The sequence below is a fragment of the Brasilonema bromeliae SPC951 genome, assembly GCF_012912135.1.
GTDB lineage: Bacteria > Cyanobacteriota > Cyanobacteriia > Cyanobacteriales > Nostocaceae > Brasilonema > Brasilonema bromeliae.
Genome location: NZ_QMEB01000072.1, coordinates 1 through 24,245 on the forward strand (window position 1 = coordinate 1; position 24,245 = coordinate 24,245).

Annotated in this window: 20 protein-coding genes and 1 pseudogene; 14 read left to right on the forward strand and 7 right to left on the reverse strand. The window is 41.3% G+C overall.

The features are described 5' to 3' along the window. Nucleotides 1-198: 198 nt before the first annotated feature. Nucleotides 199-1,797 (forward strand): alkaline phosphatase D family protein, encoded by a 1,599-nt coding sequence (locus tag DP116_RS11355; RefSeq protein ID WP_169155290.1) that lies wholly within the window; start codon nucleotides 199-201, stop codon nucleotides 1,795-1,797. A 263-nt stretch (nucleotides 1,798-2,060) separates the two neighbouring features. Here DP116_RS11355 and DP116_RS11360 read toward each other — a convergent pair whose 3' ends face one another. Then, the gene (locus DP116_RS11360) at nucleotides 2,061-2,585 is read right to left on the reverse strand and encodes a DUF937 domain-containing protein (RefSeq protein ID WP_169155291.1); all 525 of its coding nucleotides are present in this window, start codon (nucleotides 2,583-2,585) and stop codon (nucleotides 2,061-2,063) included. A 199-nt stretch (nucleotides 2,586-2,784) separates the two neighbouring features. Continuing rightward, a complete protein-coding gene (locus DP116_RS30170; RefSeq protein WP_339381436.1) occupies nucleotides 2,785-4,464 on the reverse strand; it encodes a sensor histidine kinase in 1,680 nt (559 codons plus the stop codon). 247 nt (nucleotides 4,465-4,711) lie between these two features. Here DP116_RS30170 and DP116_RS11370 point away from each other — a divergent pair, with 247 nt between their 5' ends. Further along, complete coding sequence (locus DP116_RS11370; RefSeq protein WP_169155292.1) at nucleotides 4,712-6,271, forward strand: YcjF family protein; 1,560 nt, start codon at nucleotides 4,712-4,714, stop codon at nucleotides 6,269-6,271. A gap of 288 nt (nucleotides 6,272-6,559) precedes the next feature. Further along, on the forward strand, nucleotides 6,560-8,374 hold the full coding sequence (locus DP116_RS11375) for a protein kinase domain-containing protein (RefSeq protein WP_169155293.1): 1,815 nt from the start codon (nucleotides 6,560-6,562) through the stop codon (nucleotides 8,372-8,374). Nucleotides 8,375-8,418: 44 nt separating this feature from the next. Here the strand turns inward: DP116_RS11375 and DP116_RS11380 are convergent, their stop codons facing one another. Continuing rightward, nucleotides 8,419-10,527 carry a serine/threonine-protein kinase gene (locus DP116_RS11380; RefSeq protein ID WP_169155294.1) on the reverse strand — a complete coding sequence of 703 codons (2,109 nt, stop codon included), beginning with the start codon at nucleotides 10,525-10,527 and terminating at the stop codon, nucleotides 8,419-8,421. 120 nt (nucleotides 10,528-10,647) lie between these two features. Here DP116_RS11380 and DP116_RS11385 point away from each other — a divergent pair, with 120 nt between their 5' ends. The 3 genes from DP116_RS11385 to DP116_RS11395 all read left to right on the forward strand — a co-directional run bounded on the left by DP116_RS11385 (nucleotide 10,648) and on the right by DP116_RS11395 (nucleotide 13,061). Beyond that, complete coding sequence (locus tag DP116_RS11385) at nucleotides 10,648-11,355, forward strand: rhomboid family intramembrane serine protease (protein WP_169155295.1); 708 nt, start codon at nucleotides 10,648-10,650, stop codon at nucleotides 11,353-11,355. Between the two features lie 251 nt (nucleotides 11,356-11,606). Continuing rightward, entirely contained in the window at nucleotides 11,607-12,317 is a 711-nt protein-coding gene (locus tag DP116_RS11390; RefSeq protein WP_211173216.1) for a GntR family transcriptional regulator, read from the forward strand. Between the two features lie 39 nt (nucleotides 12,318-12,356). Further along, entirely contained in the window at nucleotides 12,357-13,061 is a 705-nt protein-coding gene (locus DP116_RS11395) for a haloacid dehalogenase type II (RefSeq protein WP_169155296.1), read from the forward strand. Nucleotides 13,062-13,137: 76 nt separating this feature from the next. Here the strand turns inward: DP116_RS11395 and DP116_RS11400 are convergent, their stop codons facing one another. Continuing rightward, nucleotides 13,138-13,473 (reverse strand): XisI protein, encoded by a 336-nt coding sequence (locus DP116_RS11400; RefSeq protein WP_169155297.1) that lies wholly within the window; start codon nucleotides 13,471-13,473, stop codon nucleotides 13,138-13,140. After that, nucleotides 13,461-13,877 carry an element excision factor XisH family protein gene (locus DP116_RS11405; protein WP_169155298.1) on the reverse strand — a complete coding sequence of 139 codons (417 nt, stop codon included), beginning with the start codon at nucleotides 13,875-13,877 and terminating at the stop codon, nucleotides 13,461-13,463. Before DP116_RS11405 ends, DP116_RS11400 begins: the two co-directional genes overlap by 13 nt. Before the next feature lie 114 nt (nucleotides 13,878-13,991). Between DP116_RS11405 and DP116_RS11410 the strand changes: the two genes are divergently transcribed. The 4 genes from DP116_RS11410 (at nucleotide 13,992) to DP116_RS11425 (ending at nucleotide 18,086) form a co-directional block, all read left to right on the forward strand. Further along, a complete protein-coding gene (locus tag DP116_RS11410; RefSeq protein ID WP_169155299.1) occupies nucleotides 13,992-15,035 on the forward strand; it encodes an amino acid ABC transporter substrate-binding protein in 1,044 nt (347 codons plus the stop codon). Nucleotides 15,036-15,288: 253 nt separating this feature from the next. Further along, on the forward strand, nucleotides 15,289-16,206 hold the full coding sequence (locus tag DP116_RS11415; protein ID WP_169155300.1) for an amino acid ABC transporter permease: 918 nt from the start codon (nucleotides 15,289-15,291) through the stop codon (nucleotides 16,204-16,206). A 10-nt stretch (nucleotides 16,207-16,216) separates the two neighbouring features. Then, the gene (locus DP116_RS11420; RefSeq protein WP_169155301.1) at nucleotides 16,217-17,251 is read left to right on the forward strand and encodes an amino acid ABC transporter permease; all 1,035 of its coding nucleotides are present in this window, start codon (nucleotides 16,217-16,219) and stop codon (nucleotides 17,249-17,251) included. A gap of 94 nt (nucleotides 17,252-17,345) precedes the next feature. Further along, nucleotides 17,346-18,086, forward strand: coding sequence for an amino acid ABC transporter ATP-binding protein (locus tag DP116_RS11425; RefSeq protein WP_169155302.1), 741 nt, complete (start codon nucleotides 17,346-17,348; stop codon nucleotides 18,084-18,086). A gap of 99 nt (nucleotides 18,087-18,185) precedes the next feature. On the opposite strand, the gene DP116_RS11430 is transcribed toward DP116_RS11425, so the two are convergent. Continuing rightward, on the reverse strand, nucleotides 18,186-18,689 hold the full coding sequence (locus DP116_RS11430; protein ID WP_169155303.1) for a sterol desaturase family protein: 504 nt from the start codon (nucleotides 18,687-18,689) through the stop codon (nucleotides 18,186-18,188). A 565-nt stretch (nucleotides 18,690-19,254) separates the two neighbouring features. Between DP116_RS11430 and DP116_RS11435 the strand changes: the two genes are divergently transcribed. Then, nucleotides 19,255-19,893, forward strand: a complete 639-nt coding sequence (locus tag DP116_RS11435; RefSeq protein ID WP_169155304.1) for a GDSL-type esterase/lipase family protein — start codon at nucleotides 19,255-19,257, stop codon at nucleotides 19,891-19,893. Between the two features lie 158 nt (nucleotides 19,894-20,051). On the opposite strand, the pseudogene DP116_RS11440 reads toward DP116_RS11435, so the two are convergent. After that, a pseudogene (locus DP116_RS11440) lies at nucleotides 20,052-20,285 on the reverse strand (KGG domain-containing protein); the annotation flags it as partial. 511 nt (nucleotides 20,286-20,796) lie between these two features. Here DP116_RS11440 and DP116_RS11445 point away from each other — a divergent pair. From DP116_RS11445 to DP116_RS11455, 3 genes are all read left to right on the forward strand, one after another. Then, nucleotides 20,797-22,113, forward strand: a complete 1,317-nt coding sequence (locus tag DP116_RS11445; RefSeq protein WP_169155306.1) for an amino acid permease — start codon at nucleotides 20,797-20,799, stop codon at nucleotides 22,111-22,113. Between the two features lie 388 nt (nucleotides 22,114-22,501). Further along, nucleotides 22,502-22,885, forward strand: coding sequence for a Nif11-like leader peptide family natural product precursor (locus tag DP116_RS11450; protein ID WP_169155307.1), 384 nt, complete (start codon nucleotides 22,502-22,504; stop codon nucleotides 22,883-22,885). Between the two features lie 95 nt (nucleotides 22,886-22,980). Next, nucleotides 22,981-24,245: nif11-class peptide radical SAM maturase 3 (locus tag DP116_RS11455; RefSeq protein WP_169155308.1), on the forward strand; the 1,265-nt coding region annotated here is incomplete at its 3' end.

Below are 24,245 nucleotides of genomic sequence, written 5' to 3' on the forward strand. Positions count from 1 at the left end.
TTGCTTTCAGTTAGATTTTGAAGTTCATAGCCAAGAGAATTTGTAAACTTGGGAGCAAAGCGTATTCAACAGTTATCAGTTATCAGTGATTAGCTCAAGAAAGCTGCTTCTGCTTGATAACTGTTCACTGTTCACTGTTTACTGTTCACTGTTCACTGATTCAATTCCACATAGCAGTTTTAACCGACCCTTAATTTTATGAAATCTAACTTTCCATTCAAGCTAAACCGTCGCCAGTTCTTGCTAACTTCAGCCATCACCACTGGTGGAATTATTGCGACAAACGTTTTATCAAAATCAACAGGTTTTGCTCAAGCACCTGCTATCATCACATCTGAGAAAGCACGTCCCTCCATACCTTATGGAGTGGCTAGTGGTGACATCAATGGGAATAGAGCTGTTATTTGGAGTCGGAGCGATCGCCCAGCCCGAATGATTGTAGAATATGCAACTGATGAATCTTTTCGTGGCGCACAGCGTGTTGTTGGACCGACAGCAATAGATGCCAGCGACTATACAGCACGGGTTTATCTCAAAGATTTACCATCAGATGAGCGGATATTCTACCGGGTGAGTTTCCGGGATTTATCTGATACAAAAATTTACAGTGATCCTGTGGAGGGTAGTTTCCGAACTCCTGCTGCATATCGGCAAAACGTATTCTTTGCTTGGTCAGGTGATACTGCTGGTCAAGGATGGGGTATTAATCCGGATTTTGGTGGAATGAAGATTTACGAAACCATCCGGAATGTCAAGCCAGACTTTTTCATTCATTCTGGTGATAATATCTATGCCGATGGTCCGATTCAAGCGGAAGTCAAGCTAGATGACGGTAGTATTTGGAAAAATATCACCACACCAGAAAAATCAAAAGTTGCTGAAACCCTAGCAGAATTTCGTGGTAACTATATATATAACTTATTGGATGAAAACGTCCGTCGCTTTAATGCTGAAGTACCCATACTAGCGCAATGGGACGACCACGAGACTCGTAATAACTGGTATCCTGGACAAACGATTGTAGATGATGACCGCTACACAGTCAAGGACGTATCTTTACTGTCACAGCGGGCAAATCAAGCATTTTTAGAATACTTACCGATTCGGATTAATGCTGATGATCCAACCAGAATTTACCGGTCTTTTAAGCATGGTCCTAACTTGGAAATTTTCATGCTAGATGAACGCAGTTACCGGGGACCAAACACAACTAATCGTCAGACAGAACAAAGTGCAGAAACGGCATTTTTAGGAAGTGCGCAGGTGCGTTGGTTGAAAAACCAATTGCGGAAATCAACAGCAACATGGAAAGTCATTGCAAGTGATATGCCTATTGGACTAGTCGTTCCAGATGGTCCCACCAACTTTGAAAACTTGGCTAACGGAGATGGTCCAGCCTTAGGACGGGAACTAGAACTTGCGGATTTACTACGGTTCATCAAACAAAACAATATCAAGAATGTTGTCTGGTTAACTGCGGACGTACATTACGCAGCCGCACACTATTACGACCCCAACAAAGCACAGTTTCAAGACTTCAAACCCTTCTGGGAGTTTGTTGCAGGTCCTCTCAACTCTGGCACATTTGGACCAAACAAACTCGACAATACCTTTGGTCCAGAGGTGAAGTTCCTAGCCATACCTGAAGATTTGAAAGCAAATCGACCCCCAAGTGAAGGTTTCCAATTCTTTGGTACCGTCAAAATTGATGGTTATACAGAGGTGATGAGAGTCGCATTGGTGAACTTGGAAGGCAAAACTCTCTACAGTGTAGATTTACCACCAGAAAAAGACTGAAATAAACATTTACTGTAGGGTGGGCATAAGTAATCCCACTTTACTTATTAGCAATGAGAAATTAGCATTTCTCTACTATATCAAGTTCGCCTAATTACTTACAATAAAAAGACCTCACCCCCACCCCTAATCCCCACTTCGTGGGGACCGGTGAGTTCCCCTCTCCTTAATAAGGAGAGGGGTGCCCGATAGCGTAGCGTGCCGTTAGGCATAGGGCGGGGTGAGGTTCTTCATTTTTTATAAGTGTTCATCCGAACATGATATTACCTACCCAGATACCGACTAGCCATTCGCATTGCATCAGAAATATCAATATCGCCATCGCCGTCTGCATCAAGAAAAGAATTCAGCACTGGATTTCCTCCTGTTTGGGGATTTTGGGAATTTGCACCAGATTTCAACAAATTCAGAACCAAAGGAACCAAAGTTGGTAGTAATTGTTGAATCAACCCTGCATTTAACCCTGTGCGCTGGGCAACAGTATTAGCCAACTGCTGTTGCAAAAAAGGAGCGAAAAGAGAGTCTACAGCTTGAGGATTAGGGGAAGTATCGCCAAACTGATTTACGACCTCTTGCGCGGCTTCAGGACCTTCTGTATCTCGTTTGTCTTGTAAAGCAGAACGCACATAACCACCAACAATCCCTAAAGCGGATTGCATTGTAGAGGGGTCTGTACCAGCATTATTACTTAATTGCTGCACGGTGTTGAGGATATTCCCAATCTGACCGATATTCCCTTGCTGACTAGAATTGCCAATTGCACCGATAATTTGGTCAAAAAGTCCCATAAGCTTTTTCTCCCTGTGTACTCATGCCAACAAAACCAAATTCTGACACACCAGCGACGACTTGTTCCAAAGTATTCAGTAAAAAATAAGCTTTTTCTATTTTTTCTATTTGAAGACGCTTCTTTTGTTATTAAGCTTAACAAGCACTGTCAGCAGAAGTCGGAACGTGAAGAGTAAGATATAACTTTATTTTTAAGTATTAGCTTCTATCAATAGGTAGAAAAATGGTGAACTCTGTACCTTGGTTCAACTCGGACTTAAAAGTCATTTCCCCAACATGCTTTTCAACAATAATCTGATAGCTAATTGATAAACCCAATCCAGTACCAAGACCTCGCGGTTTGGTCGTAAAAAACATTTCAAATATTTTATCCTGGTTTTGGGGTGCAATACCTGAGCCATTGTCTGCAATTGTTATCTTCACCCAATTGTTGTCCTGGCGTTCGGTACTTACGGTAATTGTAGGAGAAAATTCCGAAGTGACAGGAGACTTTTCCTTCACAGCATCGATCGCATTACTCAAAAGATTCATGAACACCTGATACAGTAGTCCTGTATAGCCTGGAATGGGTGGAATATCACCATAGTGACAAATAACGTTGATGCCGGTTTTTAAGCGGTTTTGTAGAATTAACAGCGTACTGTTGAGACATATGTGTACATCAACTAGCTGAACTTCTCTTTCATCCAGACGGCAAAAGTCTTTCAAACTCTGGGACATTTCGCGGATGCGTTCAGCCCCAAACTCTACTGAATTTAGGAGATTTGGCAAATCAGCTTTGAGAAACTCTAAATCAATTTCCTCTGCTAATACTTGTACAGCGGTGGGGGAGTTAGGAACTTCAGCTTCGTATGTTTGCAGCAGCGCTAGGAGATCATCAATGTAGTTTTTTGCGTGTACAAGGTTACCAGAAATAAAATTGACGGGATTGATGATTTCATGAGCGACGCCAGCCAACATCTTGCCTAAACTGCTCATTTTTTCACTCTGAAGTAGTCGCGCTTGAGTTTCGGCTTTTTGTTCTTCTAAAAGTTGCTTGACTTGTTGAATGAGTTGGTTGAGAGAGGTGGCTAATTCGCCCACTTCATCTTTTGTCGTGACGGGTGCTTGTAAATCAAAATTGGCATCTTGGGTCACACGTTGAGCAATGTTCGTTACTGCTTTTAGGGGACGAGCGATAAGCCGGAGGCTTGACGCTTCGCGTATCGCACGACTTGTATATAAAGCAAAAATCGTCGCCAGTACTGTTGACAGCAACATACTACAGATAATAATTAGCCCTTTTAGTACATAGGTATCATTTGAAACGACATCAGCTTTGTCCTGACGCTGGCGAACTAATATGACAAAGTTGTTTAACTCGTGGGTGAATTGATAAAACTTCAGTGTTGCTTGAGTTTGATGAAATTGCCAAATCAGTTTTCTTGCTTTTGAAACTCTGTCTGAATTGGAGTTAAGAGAGGAAATTTGCTGTAGCAGGACTCGTAGTTGCTGAATATATTCTACTAGTGTGTTGTCATACTTGTTGAGCAAAGCTTGCAAATCCCCTTGCTCGTTGGTTTGGCTAAATTTTCGCAACTCATTCAGCAACGTTTCAGTGTCCTTGAGATGTGCCTTGATATCAGAATGTTTCTGTTGTAAAGCTTTTTGCTCTAAAAAAAACACTGTTTCTTGCTGATGAGTGTCAATTTCCAACAACAACCCTTGTAATCTATTCAATAAACATCCTTCCTGATCTGCCATTCTCATCTGTTGTTTGGCATGTTGGAAGTAGCGATCGCCTATCACCAATCCCACTGTTGTTCCCAAAACAGCAGTCCCAAAGGAAAGAACATACCCACAGATAATTTTTTGTCGAATACTAAGTTGGTGGAACACTCGTTATATCCCAGTCAAAGTCATACAAAATTTAGCTGCCCAAGTCATGCTGCAACTTGCTGCTCAACTTTTCTAAAGAAAGCTTTTCCTTATTAAAAAGGAATTCTATCAAACTTATTTACGCTAAATTTTATACATAATCGGTTATTTCTTCAACAAAATAACTTTCTCAACACTGTGGCGAAAAAGACTGAAACCATTAACATGAGAAGCATCTGAGTACGTATCCACGCTTTTCTTCCCAACCATGCCTCTGTCACGTATTATCACGCTGATTGTTGGTCTTATCGTCATTCTAGGACTAAGTCTATGGCTGATTGATTCTTTCAGTCGGCTTTACTTCCAATTCTCCTATTCTGCGCCGTTGCTGGGTAATCTGCTATTATTTTTGCTGATTATCCTTATTGGAGTTTTAATCGCGGCGTTTGTCTATTATGTGTTCGTGCTTCAATCGGGCGAGAATCGTCAGCGCCAGCGCAGAGAACGCCCAAGTGTACAAGTTCCTGCTGCAAAATCTGAGGCTGCGTCTTCTACTTTAGAAGCTGTCAAGCAACAAGTCGCGCAAATTCAAGATGAAGTTACACGCCAAGCTTTACTGAGTCAGTCGCAGGAAATTGAAACCAATTTGACTCGTGGTGAGATTCAAGTTGTCGTGTTTGGTACTGGGAGTGCTGGTAAAACCTCCCTGGTGAATGGGGTGATGGGACGTGTGGTGGGTAAGGTTGATGCAGCAATGGGAACGACTCAGGTTGGAGAAACTTATTGTCTGAGGTTGAAAGGATTAGAACGCAGGATTTTAATTACGGATACACCAGGTATTTTAGAAGCAGGGGTGGCGGGAACCGAGAGGGAACAACTCGCACGAGAGGTGGCGACGGACGCAAACTTACTGTTGTTTGTGGTGGATAATGACATACGGATGTCCGAATATGAGCCGTTACGAGCATTGGCTCAAATTGGTAAACGTTCTTTACTTGTCCTCAATAAAAGTGATTTGTATACAGACGAGGACAAAGAAGCTATTTTGGCGAGGTTGCGTCAGCGAGTGCGGGGATTTATTGCACCGAGTGATGTGGTGGCGATCGCCGCAAATCCCCAATCTGTAGAATTAGAAAATGGGGGAATTTTCCAACCTGAACCTGATATCTTACCCTTACTTCGGCGAATGGCAGCGATTTTACGGGCGGAGGGTGAAGACTTGGTAGCAGATAACATTCTCCTACAATCCGTACGATTAGGCGAGCAAGCGCGAAAACTCATCGATACTCAGCGTCGCCGTCAAGCTGACAAAATCGTGGATCGGTTTCAGTGGATTGGTGCTGGTGTGGTTTCGGTGACGCCTCTACCAGTCGTTGATTTGCTAGCAACAGCCGCTGTCAATGCTCAAATGGTGGTAGAAATTGGCAGAGTCTACGGCTGTGAATTAAATATGGAGAATGCAAAAGAATTAGCGCTGTCTTTGGCAAAAACTCTTGCTAGTTTGGGTATAGTTAAGGGAGCATTGCAGTTACTTACTACCGCCTTGCAGCTTAATGTCGCTACTTTTATTGTTGGTAGGGCAATTCAAGGCGTGACAGCCGCTTATTTGACGCGGATTGCTGGCAAGAGTTTTATTGAGTATTTTCGTCATGATCAAGATTGGGGTGATGGGGGAATGACGGAAGTTGTCCAGCGACAGTTTCAACTCAATCGCCGCGATGAGTTTATTAAGATTTTTATCCAGCAGGCAATACAACGGATCGTGCAGCCGTTGCAAGGAAATTCTGAAGTAGAGGAACAGGAACTTAACAATAAATCTTTACAGTAGGAATACTGCTTAGACCAGATACATCAACTGGCACACAGAGCAGACTAGTAATATTGTCAGTGCTTGACAGCAGTGGCGCTATTCCATATTTTAAGCTAGTCTGTGATAAAGTGTTTTTATAAATACATTTTTAAGCCTTGATTACAGTAGTAACACTTAGAAAAATCCAACTCCTATTTAACCACTCAGCGCTTTATTCAGCGCTCCTTTCATTTAATTTAATCAGGGTTCCGGAAATAGGGAGCAATGTTAGAAAACCTATATAAGCAGTGACTAAGTAACTAGCTCATGAGTAACCACATGATCGGTAAAGTACTACAAGGACGTTACCAAGTCGTCCAAACCCTAAGTGCAGGCGTGTTTGGCGAAACATACGTCGCTGTAGACATTGAGAATCCAGAGAATCCCAAATGCGTTGTTAAACAGCTTAAGGTTATCAGTTCCCAACCAAGCTACTTACAAACTCTGAGGTTAAGATTTCTTACAGAAACCGAAACACTGAGACAATTAGGACACCATAAGCAAATTCCTCAATTGATATCCTGCTTTGAAGAACATGAACGGTTCTACTTAGTGCAAGAGTTTATAGAAGGACATGCACTCACAGCAGAACTACCAATTGATCGCAATTTAGGTTATTTGTGGAGTGAAAGTCAAGTTATCAACTTTTTACAAGATGTTCTGTTAATTTTAGACTTTGTTCACTCTCAAGGTGTTATTCACTGTGATATAAAGCCAGAAAACTTAATCAGACGTGCTTGTGATAACAAGTTAGTTCTCATTGATTTTGGTTCAATTCAATCAATCGATTTTGAAATCATTGATGAGATATTACCTTTAGATAGCATTCCCGTCAGTTCACTGGGTTATATACCACCAGAGCAATTTATTGGTCTAACACAACCTAATAGCGATATTTATGCTTTAGGAATGATTGCCATTCAGGCAATGACCGGGGTGACACCGCTGCAACTCAAAGTAGATCCCCAAACTAATGAGATTCTCTGGCGTTCTCCAAGCACACCAGTGAGCGATTATTTGGCTACCATTATCAGCCAAATGATTCGTTACAACTACGAAGACCGATTCCACTCAGCTCGTGTTGCATTACGGGCGCTTCAGCAAATGCCGTTGGAAACTCAATACTCGTACATTGTAGATGTCGATTTTACCGTTTCTTCAGAGGACTCTGAAAAAAATCAACCACAAACTAAGTTAAATACTAACCCTAAAGATTCAACATCTCCAAATTCATCTCCACTCTTGAAAGGAATGAAGGTGGGGTTGGTTGCTAATTCTTTGGTCATGGGGTTTGGAACTTATTTTATCATACATAACACTCCAAGTTATTCAGAAAAAGAAGCACTATACAAAGCAACTGAAGAATATCAAGCAGGAGATTTGGATCGAGCAATTGCTCTAGCCAAATCAATTCCCTCGAATAGTAATGTCTATCCTGACGCACAAGCCAGTATTGAAGAATGGCAAAAGCAATGGCATAATGCTGCTGAACAATACAAAGCCGCAGAAAAAGCCTTTCAAGAGAATCGTTGGTCAGATGTATTGCGTGCAGCCTCTCAAGTTCCTGATATATTACATTGGCAAACAAAAACAAATAAATTAGTTCAACAAGCACAAGTTAATATTGAGGCACAAACGAAAGATTTATTAACCAAGGCTTATGAAAAAGCATCATTAAAAGATTTCAGCGGCGCTTTAGATTATCTGAGTCAAATTCCTGAAGAAAGCTCTGCAGGGGCAATTGTTCAACAAAAATTGACTGAGTACAACCACAAAAAGAGTGTTAGAGCAGCTTACTTCTTACAAAAAGCTTACAACAAAGCAGCAGAGGGAGACTTCAAAAGTGCTGTTGAATTTCTCCAACAAGTTCCTAAAGATACTCCTGTATATGCCACAGCTCAAGAGAAACTTGTCGAGTACACTCAAAAACAACACGTTGTGCAAGCTAAAAGTCAAAAAATAGCTTCATCAAAAGCACCAGCTTTTACGAATATGAAAAAACCATTGAGCAATAGCAATTATGCTAAGAACCTAGAATCCTTTGATCCAAGTAACCAAATGGAAGAGGTGAATATAAGATAGTCAAGGTCAAGAGTCAAGAGTCAAAAATTAAAGAACACTTTGGACTATAGATTTTTGAATCTAGACTCAGGACTTGGAACGAGATCCTGTTGTATTTGTTGTGCTTGATTGCGGGCGTTTATTGCTGGTTGATAATCCGGCTTGATTTTAAGAACCTGCTCGTATGAAGCGATCGCTTCTTTATAACGTTTCAGATTAAACAAAGCATTGCCCTTACTATACCAAATATCGTAATTTTTATAATCGTAATTAATTGCTTTATTATAAGATGAAATTGCCTCTTGGTATTTCTTTAAATTGTAGAGTGAATTTCCTCGACTATACCATACTTGATAATTTCTACGATCTAATTCAATTGCCTTATTATAAGATGACACTGCATCGTCATAGCGTTTCATTTGATGTAGTGACCACCCGCTACCATACCACGCTTGATAATTTCTACGATTATATTTAATAACTTGCTGAAAAGATTCAAGGGCTTCTGGATAACGTTGCAAGTTGATAAGTATATTACCTTTAGATAACCAGGCTTGGTAGAAACTGGGCTTATATTGGACGGCTTTCTCATACGCACCAACAGCATCTTGATAGCGTCGCAAATTCACTAAAACGTTGCCTCTGTTATACCAAGCTCTTTCATGGTCTGGTTTGAATTCAAGCACTTTATCATAAGCTGCTATTGCGTCATCGTAACGTTTTAAATTTTGTAGCAACAATGCTTTATTGTACCAAGCTTCATAATATTCTTTATTCAACTCAATGGCTTTGTCATAAGATTTAAATGCTTGGTCATACTCATTTAATTTAGCTAAAGCTTCTCCCTTAGCATTCCAAACTTCCGGATAGTTATTTTGGAATTGCAATGTTTTTTCAAAAGAGGCGATCGCTTCTTGGTATCTTTGCAACTTATTCAATGCAAATCCACGCCCACTCCAAGCTTCTAAATAATCTGGTTCTATTTGAATTGCTTTGTCATAAGCTACAAGTGCGTCTTGAAATTTTTTCAACTCATACAGAGTTTTACCTTGTCCATTCCATCCTTGAGCGTAATCTGGTCTGATGTTAACCGCTTTTGCATATGTTGATAAAGCATCTTGATAACGTTGTAACTCATATAAGGTATTGGCTTGCTTATACAATTCAGTAGCATTGACAGAATTGATCGCATGAGCAATATATATAGATGATCCTACACCTATCCCTATTAAACTTATTAGCGCTAACCACTTTTTAATGTTCTTTTTTTTAGGCTGACTTCTGATTTTTAAAAAATTGCTTATCTTATTGTTTGATATGGCAAAATTCAATGTCATCATGTGAGATTGAGATTTTTTTAAATCCTTCAAACCTTGTAGGGCAAGTTTTGCAGAAGAATAACGTTCCCGGAAGTCATAACACACCATTTTATTTAAAACTTTGGCAAAATCCTGACTGACTGAGGTCTGGTTTTGCCAGATAATCTCACCAGTTTCTGCATCTTTTTCTAGTTGTTCAGGAGATAATCCAGTCAGTGCTTCTATGCCAAGTATCCCTAAAGCATAGATATCACTGGTGAATTTTGGGTTTCCCTGTGCTTGTTCGCTGGGAATATACCCTGGAGTACCGATCGCAACGGTAAATTTTGTTTTCCCACTAGGAATAATAACTTGGGTAGTGATTTGTTTGACAGCGCCAAAGTCAATCAAAACTAACTTGTCATCCAGCTTGCGTCTAATGATATTTCGTGGGTTGATGTCACGGTGAATAACTTGCTGCTGATGGACAAAGTCTAAAATCTCTAAAATCTCTTCTAAAAGACAAATAACTTGGTCTTGATTAAGCGGTTTTCCTGGTATGATTTCTTGACTGAGGTCATGACCTTCTATAAATTCCTGTACGAGATAGAATTCTTGCTTCTCCTCAAAGTAAGCTAGGAGTTGAGGAATGCGGTCATGAATACCTAATTTATACAGAACTTTCGCTTCTGTATCAAATAAGCGTCTGGCTGTTTGCAAAGTATCAGGGTCACTAGCTTGGGGCTTGAGTTTTTTGACGACACATTGAGGAGAACCAGGTAATTGAGTATCACAAGCAACAAAAGTTTCACCAAATCCCCCACCTCCCAAGTGACTAATAATTTGGTATCGTCCAACAAGTATGGTTCCCAACATTTGGTTAGCCTAGTTTCATGTAGTACAGTCTGATTCCAATCTTGCCACAGCTTCTCTTAAGGGTCGATAAAAGGATAAGCCAGATAAAGAGAATAACTATGTAACTAATGACTTATTGATATGATTCCTATTAGCGATCGCATTTTCTTTTTCAAACGGAGAAAGCCAATAATTATTTACTGTCTTATTGGCATTAACATTGGTCTATTTTTATGGGAACTGACACTTGAGCTTGGTGGTACATTGGGCAATTTTGTCAATAGCTGGGGTGTCGTTCCCGCACAAATTAGTGCAGCTTTTGCAAATGCACTTGCTGGAAACCCAGCTGCTTGGATAGTTGTGCTGAAGGGTTTGACTTCACTGCTTGTGGGAATGTTCCTTCATGGCAGTTTTAGCCAAATTTTAGGGAATTTGATATTTTTGTGGGTTTTTGGCAAAACGATTGAAAGTATTTTGGGATACGGGCGATTTTTAGTATTTTACTTAGTTTCTGGCATTCTTACTGGATTCATACAAATTCTAGCTGAACCGAGTTTGACAGTGCCATTGATTGGAGCTAACGGGGCGATTACAGCTATTTTAGGAGCTTATGTCTTTAAGTTCGCTAAAGCAAAAATTGACACTATTCTGCCCCTTTTGATTGTGTTTATTCCCATACAAGTACCAGCCTATTTTTATTTATTTTGGTGGTTTGTGCAACAGATTTCTTACGGAATTGGGAGTTTGAATATTCCTGGTGGCGTAAACCCTGTAAGTGTTGGTTATTTGGCGCAATTTTCGGGGTTATTTATTGGTGTTGCGTTTATTAAGCTATTGCAGAGATTTTAGTAACAAGGGGATCATCTCTATTTTGCCAAAACATGTTTGTCTGTAGCGATCGTACGAAATGAAGCGTAAGCGCAATGACAAGTCATCATCTGAGTTTGATATCACTTACACATTTGGGATACTCCCGTTATAAGGACTTCCATAAAATAAGCTTGAGTGGAATTGTCGATTGTTGACAATCTACAATTTGAGGTTTAGAGTCAGAGTATCAATAGTTTGCAATCAAACCAGCAGTCACAGGGCTTGTAACTGTGGCTCAATTTATTCGCATTTCTACAAGAATCGAAATGAAAGGGAATCAACCCAAGTCTGTCATCATACCTCGAAGCTTAGATGTTCAAGCAGCTGATGTCATTCGAGAACAAATTCTCAATGGTACGCTTGTACCGGGGACTCGTTTGCTAGAAATCAATCTGGCAGAGCAATTTAATCTGAGTCGTGCAACTATACGCTCAGCATTGCAACAGTTAACCTATGAAGGCTTGGTTATACAGCTCCCCTACAAAGGTTGTACTGTTTCGGGATTGAGTTCCCAGGATGCTTGGGAGCTTTATACGCTACGGAGTGCACTTGAGAGTTTGGCGGCGAGACTAGCAGCTGTTGCAATAACACCGAGTCAGGCAAAAGAACTCAATGCTGCCTTGCAGCAATTGGTCAAAGCAGCTCACAAAGGCAGTTGGAGCGAAGTGGCTGATGGAGACTTTGCTCTACATAAAACAATTATTCAACTTGCTGGTCATCGGCGGTTACAGGAGCAGTACAAGATTGTTGAACAGCAAATTCGTCTTTACATCATTTCCTGCAATGCGCTGCACCCAGATTTGGATGACATCATACAGCAGCATCAAGAATTGGTAAACGCAATTTGCTCAGGCGATGCGTCCAGAGCAGAGAAAATCGCTCAAGACCATAATACAGACGGTAAAGCACTGGTAGAACACCTGCAAGAAATAGAAAAATAAAATTCAGCTGACAAAGCATTGAGCTAGGGAGCATAAACCATGATTAACCTGAATCAATATGAAGTCTTAACCTTTGACTGCTATGGAACTTTGATTGATTGGGAAAAAGGTGTGCTGGAGGCGTTGCAACCAGTTCTGCAGTCCCATAAAATTCAACTGAGTGAGAAGGAAATCCTTGAGTGGTTCGCTCGTTTTGAATCTAGTCTTGAGCAAGGAGAGTACCGCAAGTACAAGGATGTTCTTAGGGGGGTTGTGCAAAAATTTGGAGAACAATTTGGATTTACGCCTTCTTCTGGGGAGTTAAATGCACTTGCTGATTCTATCAAGAATTGGCAACCTTTTGCTGATACTGTTGAAGCACTCAAGAGGTTGAAACAGCGATTCAAACTAGCAATTATTTCTAATGTTGATGATGATTTGTTTGCTTTCAGTGCAAAACATTTGCAAGTTGAATTTGATGAGGTTGTGACTGCACAGCAGGTGCAAAGCTATAAACCTTCTGTGCAAAATTTTCAAGTGGCGATCGCCCGGCTCGCAGAAATCGGCATTCCCTCTGAAAAAATTCTACACGTCGCTTGTAGTGTTTACCACGACATTGTTCCGGCAAATTCCCTTGGGTTATCGACAGTTTGGGTGAATCGTAGATTAGGTCAAGAAGGTTCAGGAGCTGCTTTACCTGCTCAAGGAAAACCAGATTTGGAAGTACCGGATTTGAAAAGTTTGGCGGCAAAAATTAATTTTTGAAGTACCATCATCAGTTTCACGTGTTCGCATTCGTCCAGGTTGACGAATGCGTCATAAAGATTGCTAAATTTAGGAGCTAAATAACCGCAAATTCCGTATACTTTCTCACATCGGCTGGTTGGAAACCCAGAACAATTTGAGCTTTGGGAATTCCGGCGTTGACAAGTTCGTTAGCAATACCATATTCTGTACCGTCCCTTTGAATCCAGATTTTATCGTTGATAATATCAATATGAACTAAACAACCATGCACCCGTTGTTTGTTTTCCCAGCCTAGTGTCAGCAGCAGATAATGATTGGCATTTTTATCAATGATTAGTTGTCTTTCTAATTGTCCGTAAGCGTAAGGAAGTTGGGCGTATTCGCTTAATACTTTTTGGATGATTTGGCGATAGTTTTCTAAGGTATCCATTGTAGAATGACCTCTTGTTCTGAATCAAAGACGAGTAAACAAAGACGCTGATTTTCTATCAATATTTTACCAATCGGTTCAGTAAACAGTTCTGAGTATGTTTCTTGACGAATGGCAAGGTATAAGCGGCGATCTGATTCTAGGCGGCTGAGGATATCATAGTATAAAATATACTGTCCCAAAGCATTTTCTAAGTCAGCTACTGGAGAAGCTCCAACAAAGCTTTTTATCTCCACTGCTATTTTCTGTCCGCTTTTTTCTGCAGCTATCAGCTTTTCTGCACCTAAATCAATATATAAATCTCTTGTACCCCATTTTAAGATAAATGGGTCTTTGGTAATCTTCCAACTTTCTTTTTCTAGAGCGTTTCTCACCGCATAATGGTAAATATCTTTAGCTGGCATAGAGAGCGTACGTAGCTTGCCATAACATTTTTAGTATAAACTGCTCACCTCTGCAACCATTTGGGAAACAATAAAGTATCTTAGTCTTTATTGAGCAGAGGAAAAAATTGGTAAATGTTGAAGCTCAAACGGGGGTTATCACTGCTAGCTACGTTACCTCTTGTCTTTTCACTGAGTGCTTGTGCTGGAAAGCTTGGAGGAAGTGGCGGAAGTCTGTTGGATACAATCAAAAGCCGTGGTAAGCTCATCTGTGGTGTCAGCGGACAATTACCGGGATTTAGCTATGTTAAGTCTAACGGTGAATATGCAGGGCTGGATGTGGATATTTGTCGGGCGATCGCCGCAGCAATTTTTAATGACCCCAACAAAGTAGAGTTCCGCAACTTAAACTCCAAAGAACGTTTTACAGCCTTGCAAACGGGCGAAGTAGATATCCTCAGCCGAAATACCACTTGGAGTATGAGCCGAGATACTTCTATCGGTATAAAATTTGCTGCCGTTATATTTTACGACGGTCAAGGCATAATGGTGAAAAAAAATAGTGGTATTCAGAAGCTAGAAGACCTCAAGGGCAAATCAATCTGTATTGGGACAGGAACCACCAACGAGCAAAACCTGACAGACCAAATGCGGCAACGTGGTGTTAACTATAAACCTTTAGTCTTTGAAGATGCTAACACGGTTTTTGCCACCTACGAGCAAGGTCGCTGCGAAGGTGTCACTGCAGATCGTTCTCAACTCGTTTCCCGTCGCACCACTCTATCTAAACCTGATGACCATATTGTTTTAGATACTGTGCTGTCAAAAGAACCTCTCGCACCTGCTGTAGTCAATGGAGATTCTAAGTGGTTGGATATGGTGAGATGGACAATTTTTGCTCTTGTCAATGCTGAAGAACTGGGAGTCAACTCCCAAAATGTTAGTCAATTAGCAAACAGTAATAACCCAGAAGTGAAGCGCTTGCTAGGTACAGAAGGTAACCTCGGTAAAGGCATGGGTTTAACAAACGACTTCGTCGTTCATATTATCAAAAATGTCGGCAATTATGGTGAAATTTACGAGCGTAATTTAGGGAAAAACTCTGAGTTAAAACTAGAACGTGGTCCAAACAAACTTTGGAATCAAGGTGGTATTCTTTACGCTCCCCCCTTCCGATAAACAAGTTATCAGTTATCAGTTATCAGTTACCAGTTATCAGTTACCAGTTATCAGTTATCAGTTATCAGGTAGGAAACGGACTCGTCCACCCCTTGTTTACTGCGATGCACTGAGCGTGGTCGTTGTGTTCACTGTTTACTGTTCACTGTTCACTGTTCCCTGTTAAGAGTTCCCTGTTCACTGTTCACTGTTCCCTGTTAAGAGTTCCCTGTTAAGAGTTCCCTGTTCACTGTTCACTGTTCACTGTTTCACTATGACTCCAATTTGGCGCAACCGAAAGTTTTTTCCTATTCTCGGTCAGTTAATAGCTGCATTCATAGTTGCCATCGTCGTGATGATACTATGGCACAACCTGATATACAATCTCCAGCGGCTAGGTCTCCAACTAGGATTTGATTTTCTACAATTCCAAGCATCCTTCGATATTGGTGAAACGCCCATTCCCTATAAATCTTCTGACTCCTACAGTCGTGCTTTATTAGTTGGATTGGTGAACTCCCTGCGAGTTATAGTTTTTGGCATCACTTTGGCAACAATTATTGGCATTACCGTGGGAGTGGCGCGGCTATCAGATAATTGGTTAGTACGTCAGCTAGCTCTAGTGTATGTCGAAACCTTACGCAACACACCCTTACTTCTGCAATTGTTCTTTTGGTACTTTGCGGTTTTCCTCAGTTTGCCAAAAACAGAAAATCAAATTTCCCTACTTGGGTTTATAAATATTAACAATCGAGGAGTTACCCTTCCTTTTGGAATAGAACTCTCTTCTGAATTATCAACACTCATTTTAGGACTAACGCTGTACACTGGTGCCTTCATCGCCGAAATTGTTAGAGCTGGAATTTTATCAGTCGCTAAAGGACAATGGGAAGCAGCACGGGCGTTAGGTTTTAAGCCGCATCTCATTTTACGGCTAGTGATTTTTCCCCAAGCTTTGCGGCTGATTATTCCACCATTGAGCAGTCAGTATCTTAACTTAGCGAAGAATTCTAGTTTAGCAATTGCGATCGGTTATCCTGATATTTACTTTGTCGCCTCCACAACTTTTAACCAAACAGGTCGATCTGTAGAAGTTATTCTGTTAATTATGGTTACCTATCTGACCATTAGCCTGAGCATCTCTTTAGGGATGAATTTGTTAAACCGTAGCGTGCAACTCAAGGAAAGATGAGTTTTTTCAAATGAGTTCTTTTAAAAGTCAAAAACCTACTATCCTACAATGGCTACAGAAAAATCTGTTTAACAACTGGTACAACAGTATTCTCACTGTTGTCTGTCTCTGGTTGCTCTTTTTTGGTATCAAAGGTATTCTGACTTGGGTATTGACTCAAGCAAAATGGCAAGTCATCACAGCCAACTTATCTTTATTTTTTGTTGGTCGTTTCCCACAACAACTTTACTGGCGATTGTGGCTAGCACTCTTTATTATCCTCGGTCTCGTTGGCTTGTCATGGGGAACTTTTACGAAACGTTTACCCCATCGAATGAACAGTTGGTTACCACTAGGCTGGGCGCTTTCTTTTCCAATTATCCTATGGCTAATTGGGGGAGGCTTTGGACTGCAACCAGTAGAAAGCAACTTGTGGAATGGTTTGCTGCTGACTTTGGTGATGGCGGTGATTAGTATTGTTCTTTCTTTTCCCTTGGGTGTTTTATTAGCATTAGGTCGTCAAAGTCAGCTACCTGTTGTGCGTTGGTTTAGTATCCTTTACATTGAAATTATTCGAGGACTGCCACTGATTGGAGTTTTGTTCTTTGCTCAAGTGATGTTATCCTTATTCCTACCAGTAGAATACCGTTTAGACAGAGTTCTGAGGGGAATTGCTGGTTTAATTTTCTTTAGTGCCGCTTATTTAGCAGAAAATGTACGTGGTGGTCTTCAATCAGTTCCACGCGGACAAATTGAAGCTGCCAAAGTACTGGGATTTAATGCTCCTTTAACAGTACTACTCATTGTTCTTCCCCAAGCCCTACGTGCTGTTATCCCAGCGCTTGTTGGTCAATTTATCGGTTTGTTTAAAGATACTTCCTTGTTAGCCATTGTTGGATTATTGGAATTAACAGGAATTTCTCGTGCTATCCTGGCTCAACCTCAATTTATTGCTCGCTATGCAGAAGTCTATTTATTCATTGCATTTATTTATTGGATCTTTTGCTATTCCATGTCCCTAGCTTCACGACGTCTAGAAAAGGAATTGGGTGTAGGTCAACGGTAATGGGGATATCTTGAGCAGGGGAGAATAATTTTTGATTCTTGACTAATGACTAATGACTAATGACTAATGACTAATGACTAATGACTAAATAATTATGAACCAACAAAAGCCTATTATTATTGCCCAAGATATCCACAAGTGGTATGGTAAATTTCACGTACTCCAAGGGGTTAGCCTGACAGTCAATCGTGGAGAAGTCGTGGTACTGATGGGACCATCGGGTTCAGGAAAATCGACCTTTATTCGCACCTTTAATGCTTTAGAAGAATATCAAGAGGGACGAATTGAAATTGATGGAATTGACCTCACAAATGACCTAAAAAATATAGAAGCAATTCGGCGAGAAGTGGGGATGGTGTTTCAACAGTTCAACTTGTTTCCTCATTTGACAGTATTACAAAATATCACTTTGGCACCAACTTGGGTGCGCAAGTGGACGAAAGTCAAAGCAGAAGAAACGGCGATGCAGTTACTAGAACGAGTGGGAATTTTGGAACAAGCACAGAAATATCCAGGACAATTGTCTGGTGGACAGCAGCAACGAGTAGCTATTGCAAGAGCACTAGCTATGCAGCCTAAGGTTATACTTTTTGATGAACCCACTTCCGCTTTAGATCCAGAGATGGTGCGAGAGGTTTTGGACGTTATTAAAACTCTCGCTGCTGATGGTATGACAATGGTTGTGGTTACTCATGAAGTTGGATTTGCTCGCGAAGCCGCTGACCGCGTGATTTTAATGGATAGCGGTACGATTGTAGAGGAAGCCACACCAAGTATTTTCTTTCAAAACCCAAAGCACGATCGCACTCGCAAGTTCTTATCTCAAATTCTCTAACAAAACCTCAAGCATACTATTCAAACAGTTATCAGTTATCAGTCATCAGCTCATCTTAGCTTGATAACTGTTCACTGTTTACTGTTCACTGGTAACTGGTTAAGACACAAGCAAGTGCGAGAAACGCAGCCTCAACAGGCGTAGCAGACGCAACCAGCCTTTGGCTGGCTGTTCAAAAAATGTAAAAATATCGCCATAACCTTGATTGGTTTTTTGGTGGTGTTCCCAATGTCTTTCTGGAGTCGTAATAAACAGAATTCGGCATAAAATCTCTATGAACTTTGGAGTTTGCCAACCCAAGGTAGTGGTGTGTCTCCACCATACATGAAACTGACCAAACAGTAGCCCACACACAACACCTATCGGGGAAAAAAACCATAGAACTGCTGCTACTAATAAATAAGGTAAAGCACCCAGAATACCATCCAGAAGAACTTGGGAATTGAAAGTCAGGATAGCATAATGGCGAAAGCTCTTTTTGTAGGAGTGGTGAGTTCGTAAGTGAAGCATACCAAAAACATGTTCAGGTACGTGATAGCAAAAGGTAGAAAGGAAGTCACCAATAACAAGGAGTATCCAAGCACACGCGATCGCCTCAAACATTATTTAATCCTCAAATTTTAGTAAAAACCACCACACAAAAAACAATCTGAATCTTCTTTCTCAGTGTTATCACATACATTTTTTTACAAGCTATAAAAAGACACAAATTAGCCCCGTGAAGCACTTTACAAGGATTCTCGTTCTCGACTGGAATTCTTAGGTTCTGTTGATTTTGCTTTAAATGACAGTTTTAGACTGATTTGTTTTGTGGAACATTTATTGACAATCTCGCATATATCTAAAAAATGATAGTATTTCCGTAGTTTATCACAGTTATACTAAATCCGCTTTCATAACCCTCTCTTAACCCTGGCACAGTGCGGCTATACGAGACTTGTCAGTCTATGCACGAAGCGCACGCTTTGCGAACGCGGAGTCATGTCCAAGGGGGGTATTGACCTAGACTTGGTATTATTTCTTAATTCTTTAGATAGAGTAAGATACTAAGAGCAAAAGTTAAGTTAAAATTTGCACAAATTTCGGTTAAAGTTTCCTCGTGGGGGGAAAGCTTTCGGTAGTCGCCTACCTTCGGGTTACCCTCCAAAGACGGAATTTCGATTGAATTATGTCAAAATATCGACCACAAATCAGAATTTGCTTCCTTGGCGAATCATTTGTCAATGGTACTGGTGATCCTGAGTTTCTTGGATGGACTGGAAGAATCTGTGTTGATGCTTATAGAAAAGGCTATGATATCACCTTCTATAATTTAGGAGTTAGGGGGGAAACGAGTACAGAGCTAAGACAACGTTGGTTAAAAGAAGTTTCTTATCGTTTACCAAAACAGTACAACGGCAGAGTTGTATTTTCTTTTGGGGTGAATGATACAACACTGATAAATAGTAAACCTCGTGTTGAGTTAACAGAATCAATAGAAAATGTTCGTAGTATTTTGAGTACAGCGAAACAGTTGTATCCTGTTTTAATGGTTGGTCCACCACCATGTGCAGATGAAGAACAGGATAAGAGAAATCAGAGAATAGCGAATTTATCTAAACAATTTACTTTAGTTTGTGATGAGCTTGATATACCATATCTAGACATTTTTCCTATTTTGGAAAAGTCAAATATTTGGCAAGATGAGGCGAGAGCGAATGATGGTGCTCATCCCAGGTCAGCAGGTTACGCAGAATTTGCAGAAATTGTGCAAAGTTGGAATGCTTGGTTAAATTGGTTTCCTCCTTTTTCATCATCAGATTTTTGAATATAGTAGTAGCGCTACCGCGCGGTAGCGCTACTTTGTGTGATCTGACAGAGTTGTCAGGTCAAGTTCTAACTTAGTTTTGTTGTCTGATAGCGTAAGTCTTGACTTCCGTCATTGAAAGTATGCTTCGGTGGTCTAGCGTGCGATTTGTGAAACTATTCGTCTTTTGCGCCCTTATGAGAGTTCTTACCACCTTCACGACCGATTTCTGACATATGTTCTCGATCCTGGCTTACTGTTTCACCACCTTTGCGACCAGCCTCTTTGGCTTCCTCGGAAGTAAACTCGTGCGCTGTTCCTTTTTCGTGAGCAGCTTGCCCACCAAGGCTCGCAATCTCGCGCTGTTTATCCTCATCCATTGAGGCAAATCCACGCTTACTTGTGTCTGCCATAATATCTCTCCTTTTGACTCAAGTTCTTGTGCTTTACAAAGTGAAAACTTGCGAGGCTTTTTTGCCCATTTGTAATTATTATTTGCAAGTTCTGGAGTCATTTTAAAAAGCCGAAAATATGAGTACCTCTGTCTAAAAGTGGGCTTTAATTTGAACGAGTTCTGAGTCGGAGGGCTGATTTTTTTGGTAAGTTCATCGGTTAGCGATAAGCCGGAGGCTTTAGCTTTTGCGTATCGCAAGCGTTCATTAAAAGCATATAGAAGTCCTAAATCATTTGTGAACAACAAGATTCTCGACTTTGCCAAAGTTGTCGGGAATCTGAGCATGCGCGATTTATGCGCTACGCGCAGGCACTTTCACACAAATCAAAGAGGATTGCTATAGCCTATGAAAATAGCAGTGCTCATAAGCACCAGGGTGATAAAAATCACCGTTATTGCTAAAATAATTTACATTACTTTATGTTATGTTACTGATTGTTTCGGAATGTGATCACTTTAGCAACACTCATATGAAGGCAGTTCTCAACTCGGATACCCCACAAGTCACTCGATTATTTTCTAACCTTGAACTCTATGGAAACAAACTCAATCATCAACCAGGTAGTGTTTTAGGAAGTACTGCACTTGTTGCTGGAACAACTGTTGGTGCTGGTATTCTCGCATTGCCTGCTGTCACTTTACCGTCTGGCGTTGTGCCATCGACAGTTCTACTTGTTGCTGTTTGGCTCTACACCTTAGTTTCAGGTCTTCTGATTGCAGAGGTGACTTTAAACACAATGCGTCTTGTGGGGAGTTCAAGTTCAGGTTTGTTGGTGATGGTTGAGAGGACGCTTGGGAAGCCGAGTGCGCGGGTTGCTGGTGGTGCGTATCTGTTCTTGCACTACGCCTTGCTTGTGGCTTATGTTAGCCAAGGTGGAGAGATTTTAGTGTCTGCTGTTGAAAAAGTGTTAGGTGTACAGAATAATCTGCCTGCGAGTGTGGGGACAACAGCGTTCACTCTCTTGTTTGGTGGCATCATGTACCTTGGGCGAGAAAGATTTATAGAGAAATTAAACAGCGCGTTTGTGGCAATTGTCCTTGCTTCATTTGTAGGACTGTTAGTGTTGGGAGCAACGCAGCTTAAGACTTCCTCTTTCTCGTTTCAAAATTGGAGTGCGCTTCCTGCAGCCGTTTCAGTGATGTTTGTGGCGCTATTTTACAGTAACGTTGTGCCAACTGTTGTCACTCAACTCGAAGGTGATGTCCGCAAGATACGTCAGTCCATCTTCATTGGTTCTGCGATTCCCTTAATCATGTTCTTGGCTTGGAATGCCGTGATTTTGGGAAGCGTCAGCACTGATATGCTACAAGGTAGTTCTGGTGGCGGAACTGTTTTTGACCCACTGCAAATTCTACGTGAAGGTGGCGCGGGAGAATGGTTAGGAGTGTTAGTATCTGTTTTCTCTGAGTTTGCAATTGTCACATCATTTATTGGGTTTGTGTACGGCTTGCTAGATTTCTTCAAAGATACTTCAGCACCCAATGAGCCTTCTAAACGTCTACCGCTTTTTTCACTGATTCTTTTTCCACCGATGAGTCTTGGGGCGCTTAATCCTAGCATCTTCTTGGCTGCTCTAGACTATGCTGGAACGTTCAGTATTTCAGTTTTAGGTGGAATTATTCCTGCATTGATGATTTGGAAGCAACGTCAAGAACAGCAACAATCAAATAGCATGAGTCAACCGCTGGTTCCTGGTGGTAAAGTGACGCTGATTGCAATGATTGGCGTTGCGTTGGTTGTGATCGCCAAACAAGTGGTGTCAATCTGGGGTTCGTTTGGATACTGATAATTTGGACTACTTCCCTCCGTCTCGTCCTTATGTCCTATTGGACAGGCTGCACTCAGCGCGTAATATCAAGCCTGGTACGTAGCATTTGGCTTGATATTATCTCCTCCGTAGGAGGCAAAAATTGAAAAATAATTAAGACATATTGAATTGAAACTGTCTAAGTGAGAAGATTATTAGTCAGTGATGAGACTGCTTTAGTGTTTTCACTTAACAAGTAGAAAATAATTGATGCGGTGTAAAACTGACGACTGTTTCAGCAAAACTACTAGTGCAGCACGGCAGAAATATCTGTTTTGTTTTTGAAAGCTCAAAACTAGATGTTATGAGCTTAGTTCTGTTTTGCCTGATGGCACTAGTTGTAATTTAAGTAATCCCAGGAGAAATTATGTCTCTAGAAGACGTCCAAGCATTCTACCAAAGACTAGGAACTGACGAAGCTTTCCGTACCCAAATTCAAGGGGTTAACAGTAAGGATGAATGTAGCCAAATGGTCAAAAGTGCTGGCTATGACTTCACCCAAGAAGAGTTGGAAGAATATACAGCCGAACTGTTGGAGTTAAGTGCTGATGAGGATGGTCTGGCAGATTTAGACGAAAAAGAATTGGCAACTGTTTTTGGTGGAATTGTTGCACAGCCACTGTATGGAGGAATCATTTATGAACCACCCACTGACTGGTCACCCATTAAGCCACCCATTAAGTGGCCACCCAAGAAGTGGCCACCCATTGATCCTCAGCCTTTATATGGAATTGTGGTATCGCCAGAATAATAATTTCAAGGAAGCTTGAGCAATAAGCTTAAGTTTATTGGGACGGATACAAGTAAGTCCGTCCCTATCTGAATAAATTAGCTGAGGATATTTTAATGACATATCGCAGAGTGAGTTATGCGGTTTGGGAAATAACGCTAAAGTGCAATTTAGCTTGTCAGCACTGCGGTTCTCGTGCTGGGCACACAAGGGCGAAAGAACTTTCTACTGAGGAAGCCCTTGATTTAGTCAAACAAATGGCGGAAGTCGGGATTACAGAAGTCACCATAATTGGGGGTGAGGCTTTCCTCCGTCCTGATTGGTTGGAAATTGCCTCTGCGATTACCGATGCTGGAATGCGTTGTGGTATGACTACTGGGGGTTACGGTATCACCTTAGACACAGCACGCCGGATGAAGGAAGCTGGAATTAAGGTGGTTTCTGTTTCGGTTGATGGCTTAGAAGCGACTCACGATCGCCTCAGGGGTAGAAAAGGCTCTTGGCAATGGGCGTTTAAGACCATGAGCCATCTTAAGGAAGCTGGTATTATCTTTGGCTGCAACACTCAAATCAATCGCCTATCTGCACCGGAATTTCCCCAAATCTACGAGCGTATCCGCGATGCTGGCATTTTTGCTTGGCAGATTCAGTTAACAGTCCCAATGGGCAATGCAGCGGATAATAGTGACATTCTGCTGCAACCATATGAACTGCTGGATGTCTATCCAATGATAGCTCGTGTTGCTCAACGCGCCCAAGAAGAAGGGGTGCAGGTGCAGCCAGGAAATAATATCGGCTATTACGGTCCTTATGAACGATTGCTGCGGGGAGGACATGCTTGGGCTTTTTGGCAGGGATGCAACGCCGGACTGGCTACTTTGGGCATTGAAGCGGATGGTGCAATCAAAGGTTGTCCTTCACTGCCGACTTCAGCATACACCGGAGGTAACATCCGCGACCACTCACTGCGAACAATCATTGAAGAGACAGAAGAATTAAGATTTAATCTCGGAGCTGATACTCCTAAAGGGACAGAACATCTTTGGGGTTTTTGTAAGAGTTGTGAATTTGCTCAACTCTGTCGTGGTGGTTGCTCTTGGACTGCTCACGTTTTCTTTGACAAAAGAGGTAATAATCCTTACTGTCATCACCGTGCTATCACGCAAGTAAACCGTGGTGTTCGTGAGCGAGTGTTTCTCAAGCATCAGGCGGAGGGAAACCCGTTTGATAATGGCGAGTTTGCTTTGGTTGAGGAAGCAATTGATGCTCCTTTGCCAGCAAACGATCCACTTCAGTTTAGTGGCGATCGCATTCAATGGTCAAAAAGTTGGCAACAAGAACCATTAAGCAATTCAAAATCGCGTAGCGTTGCAAGCGTTGC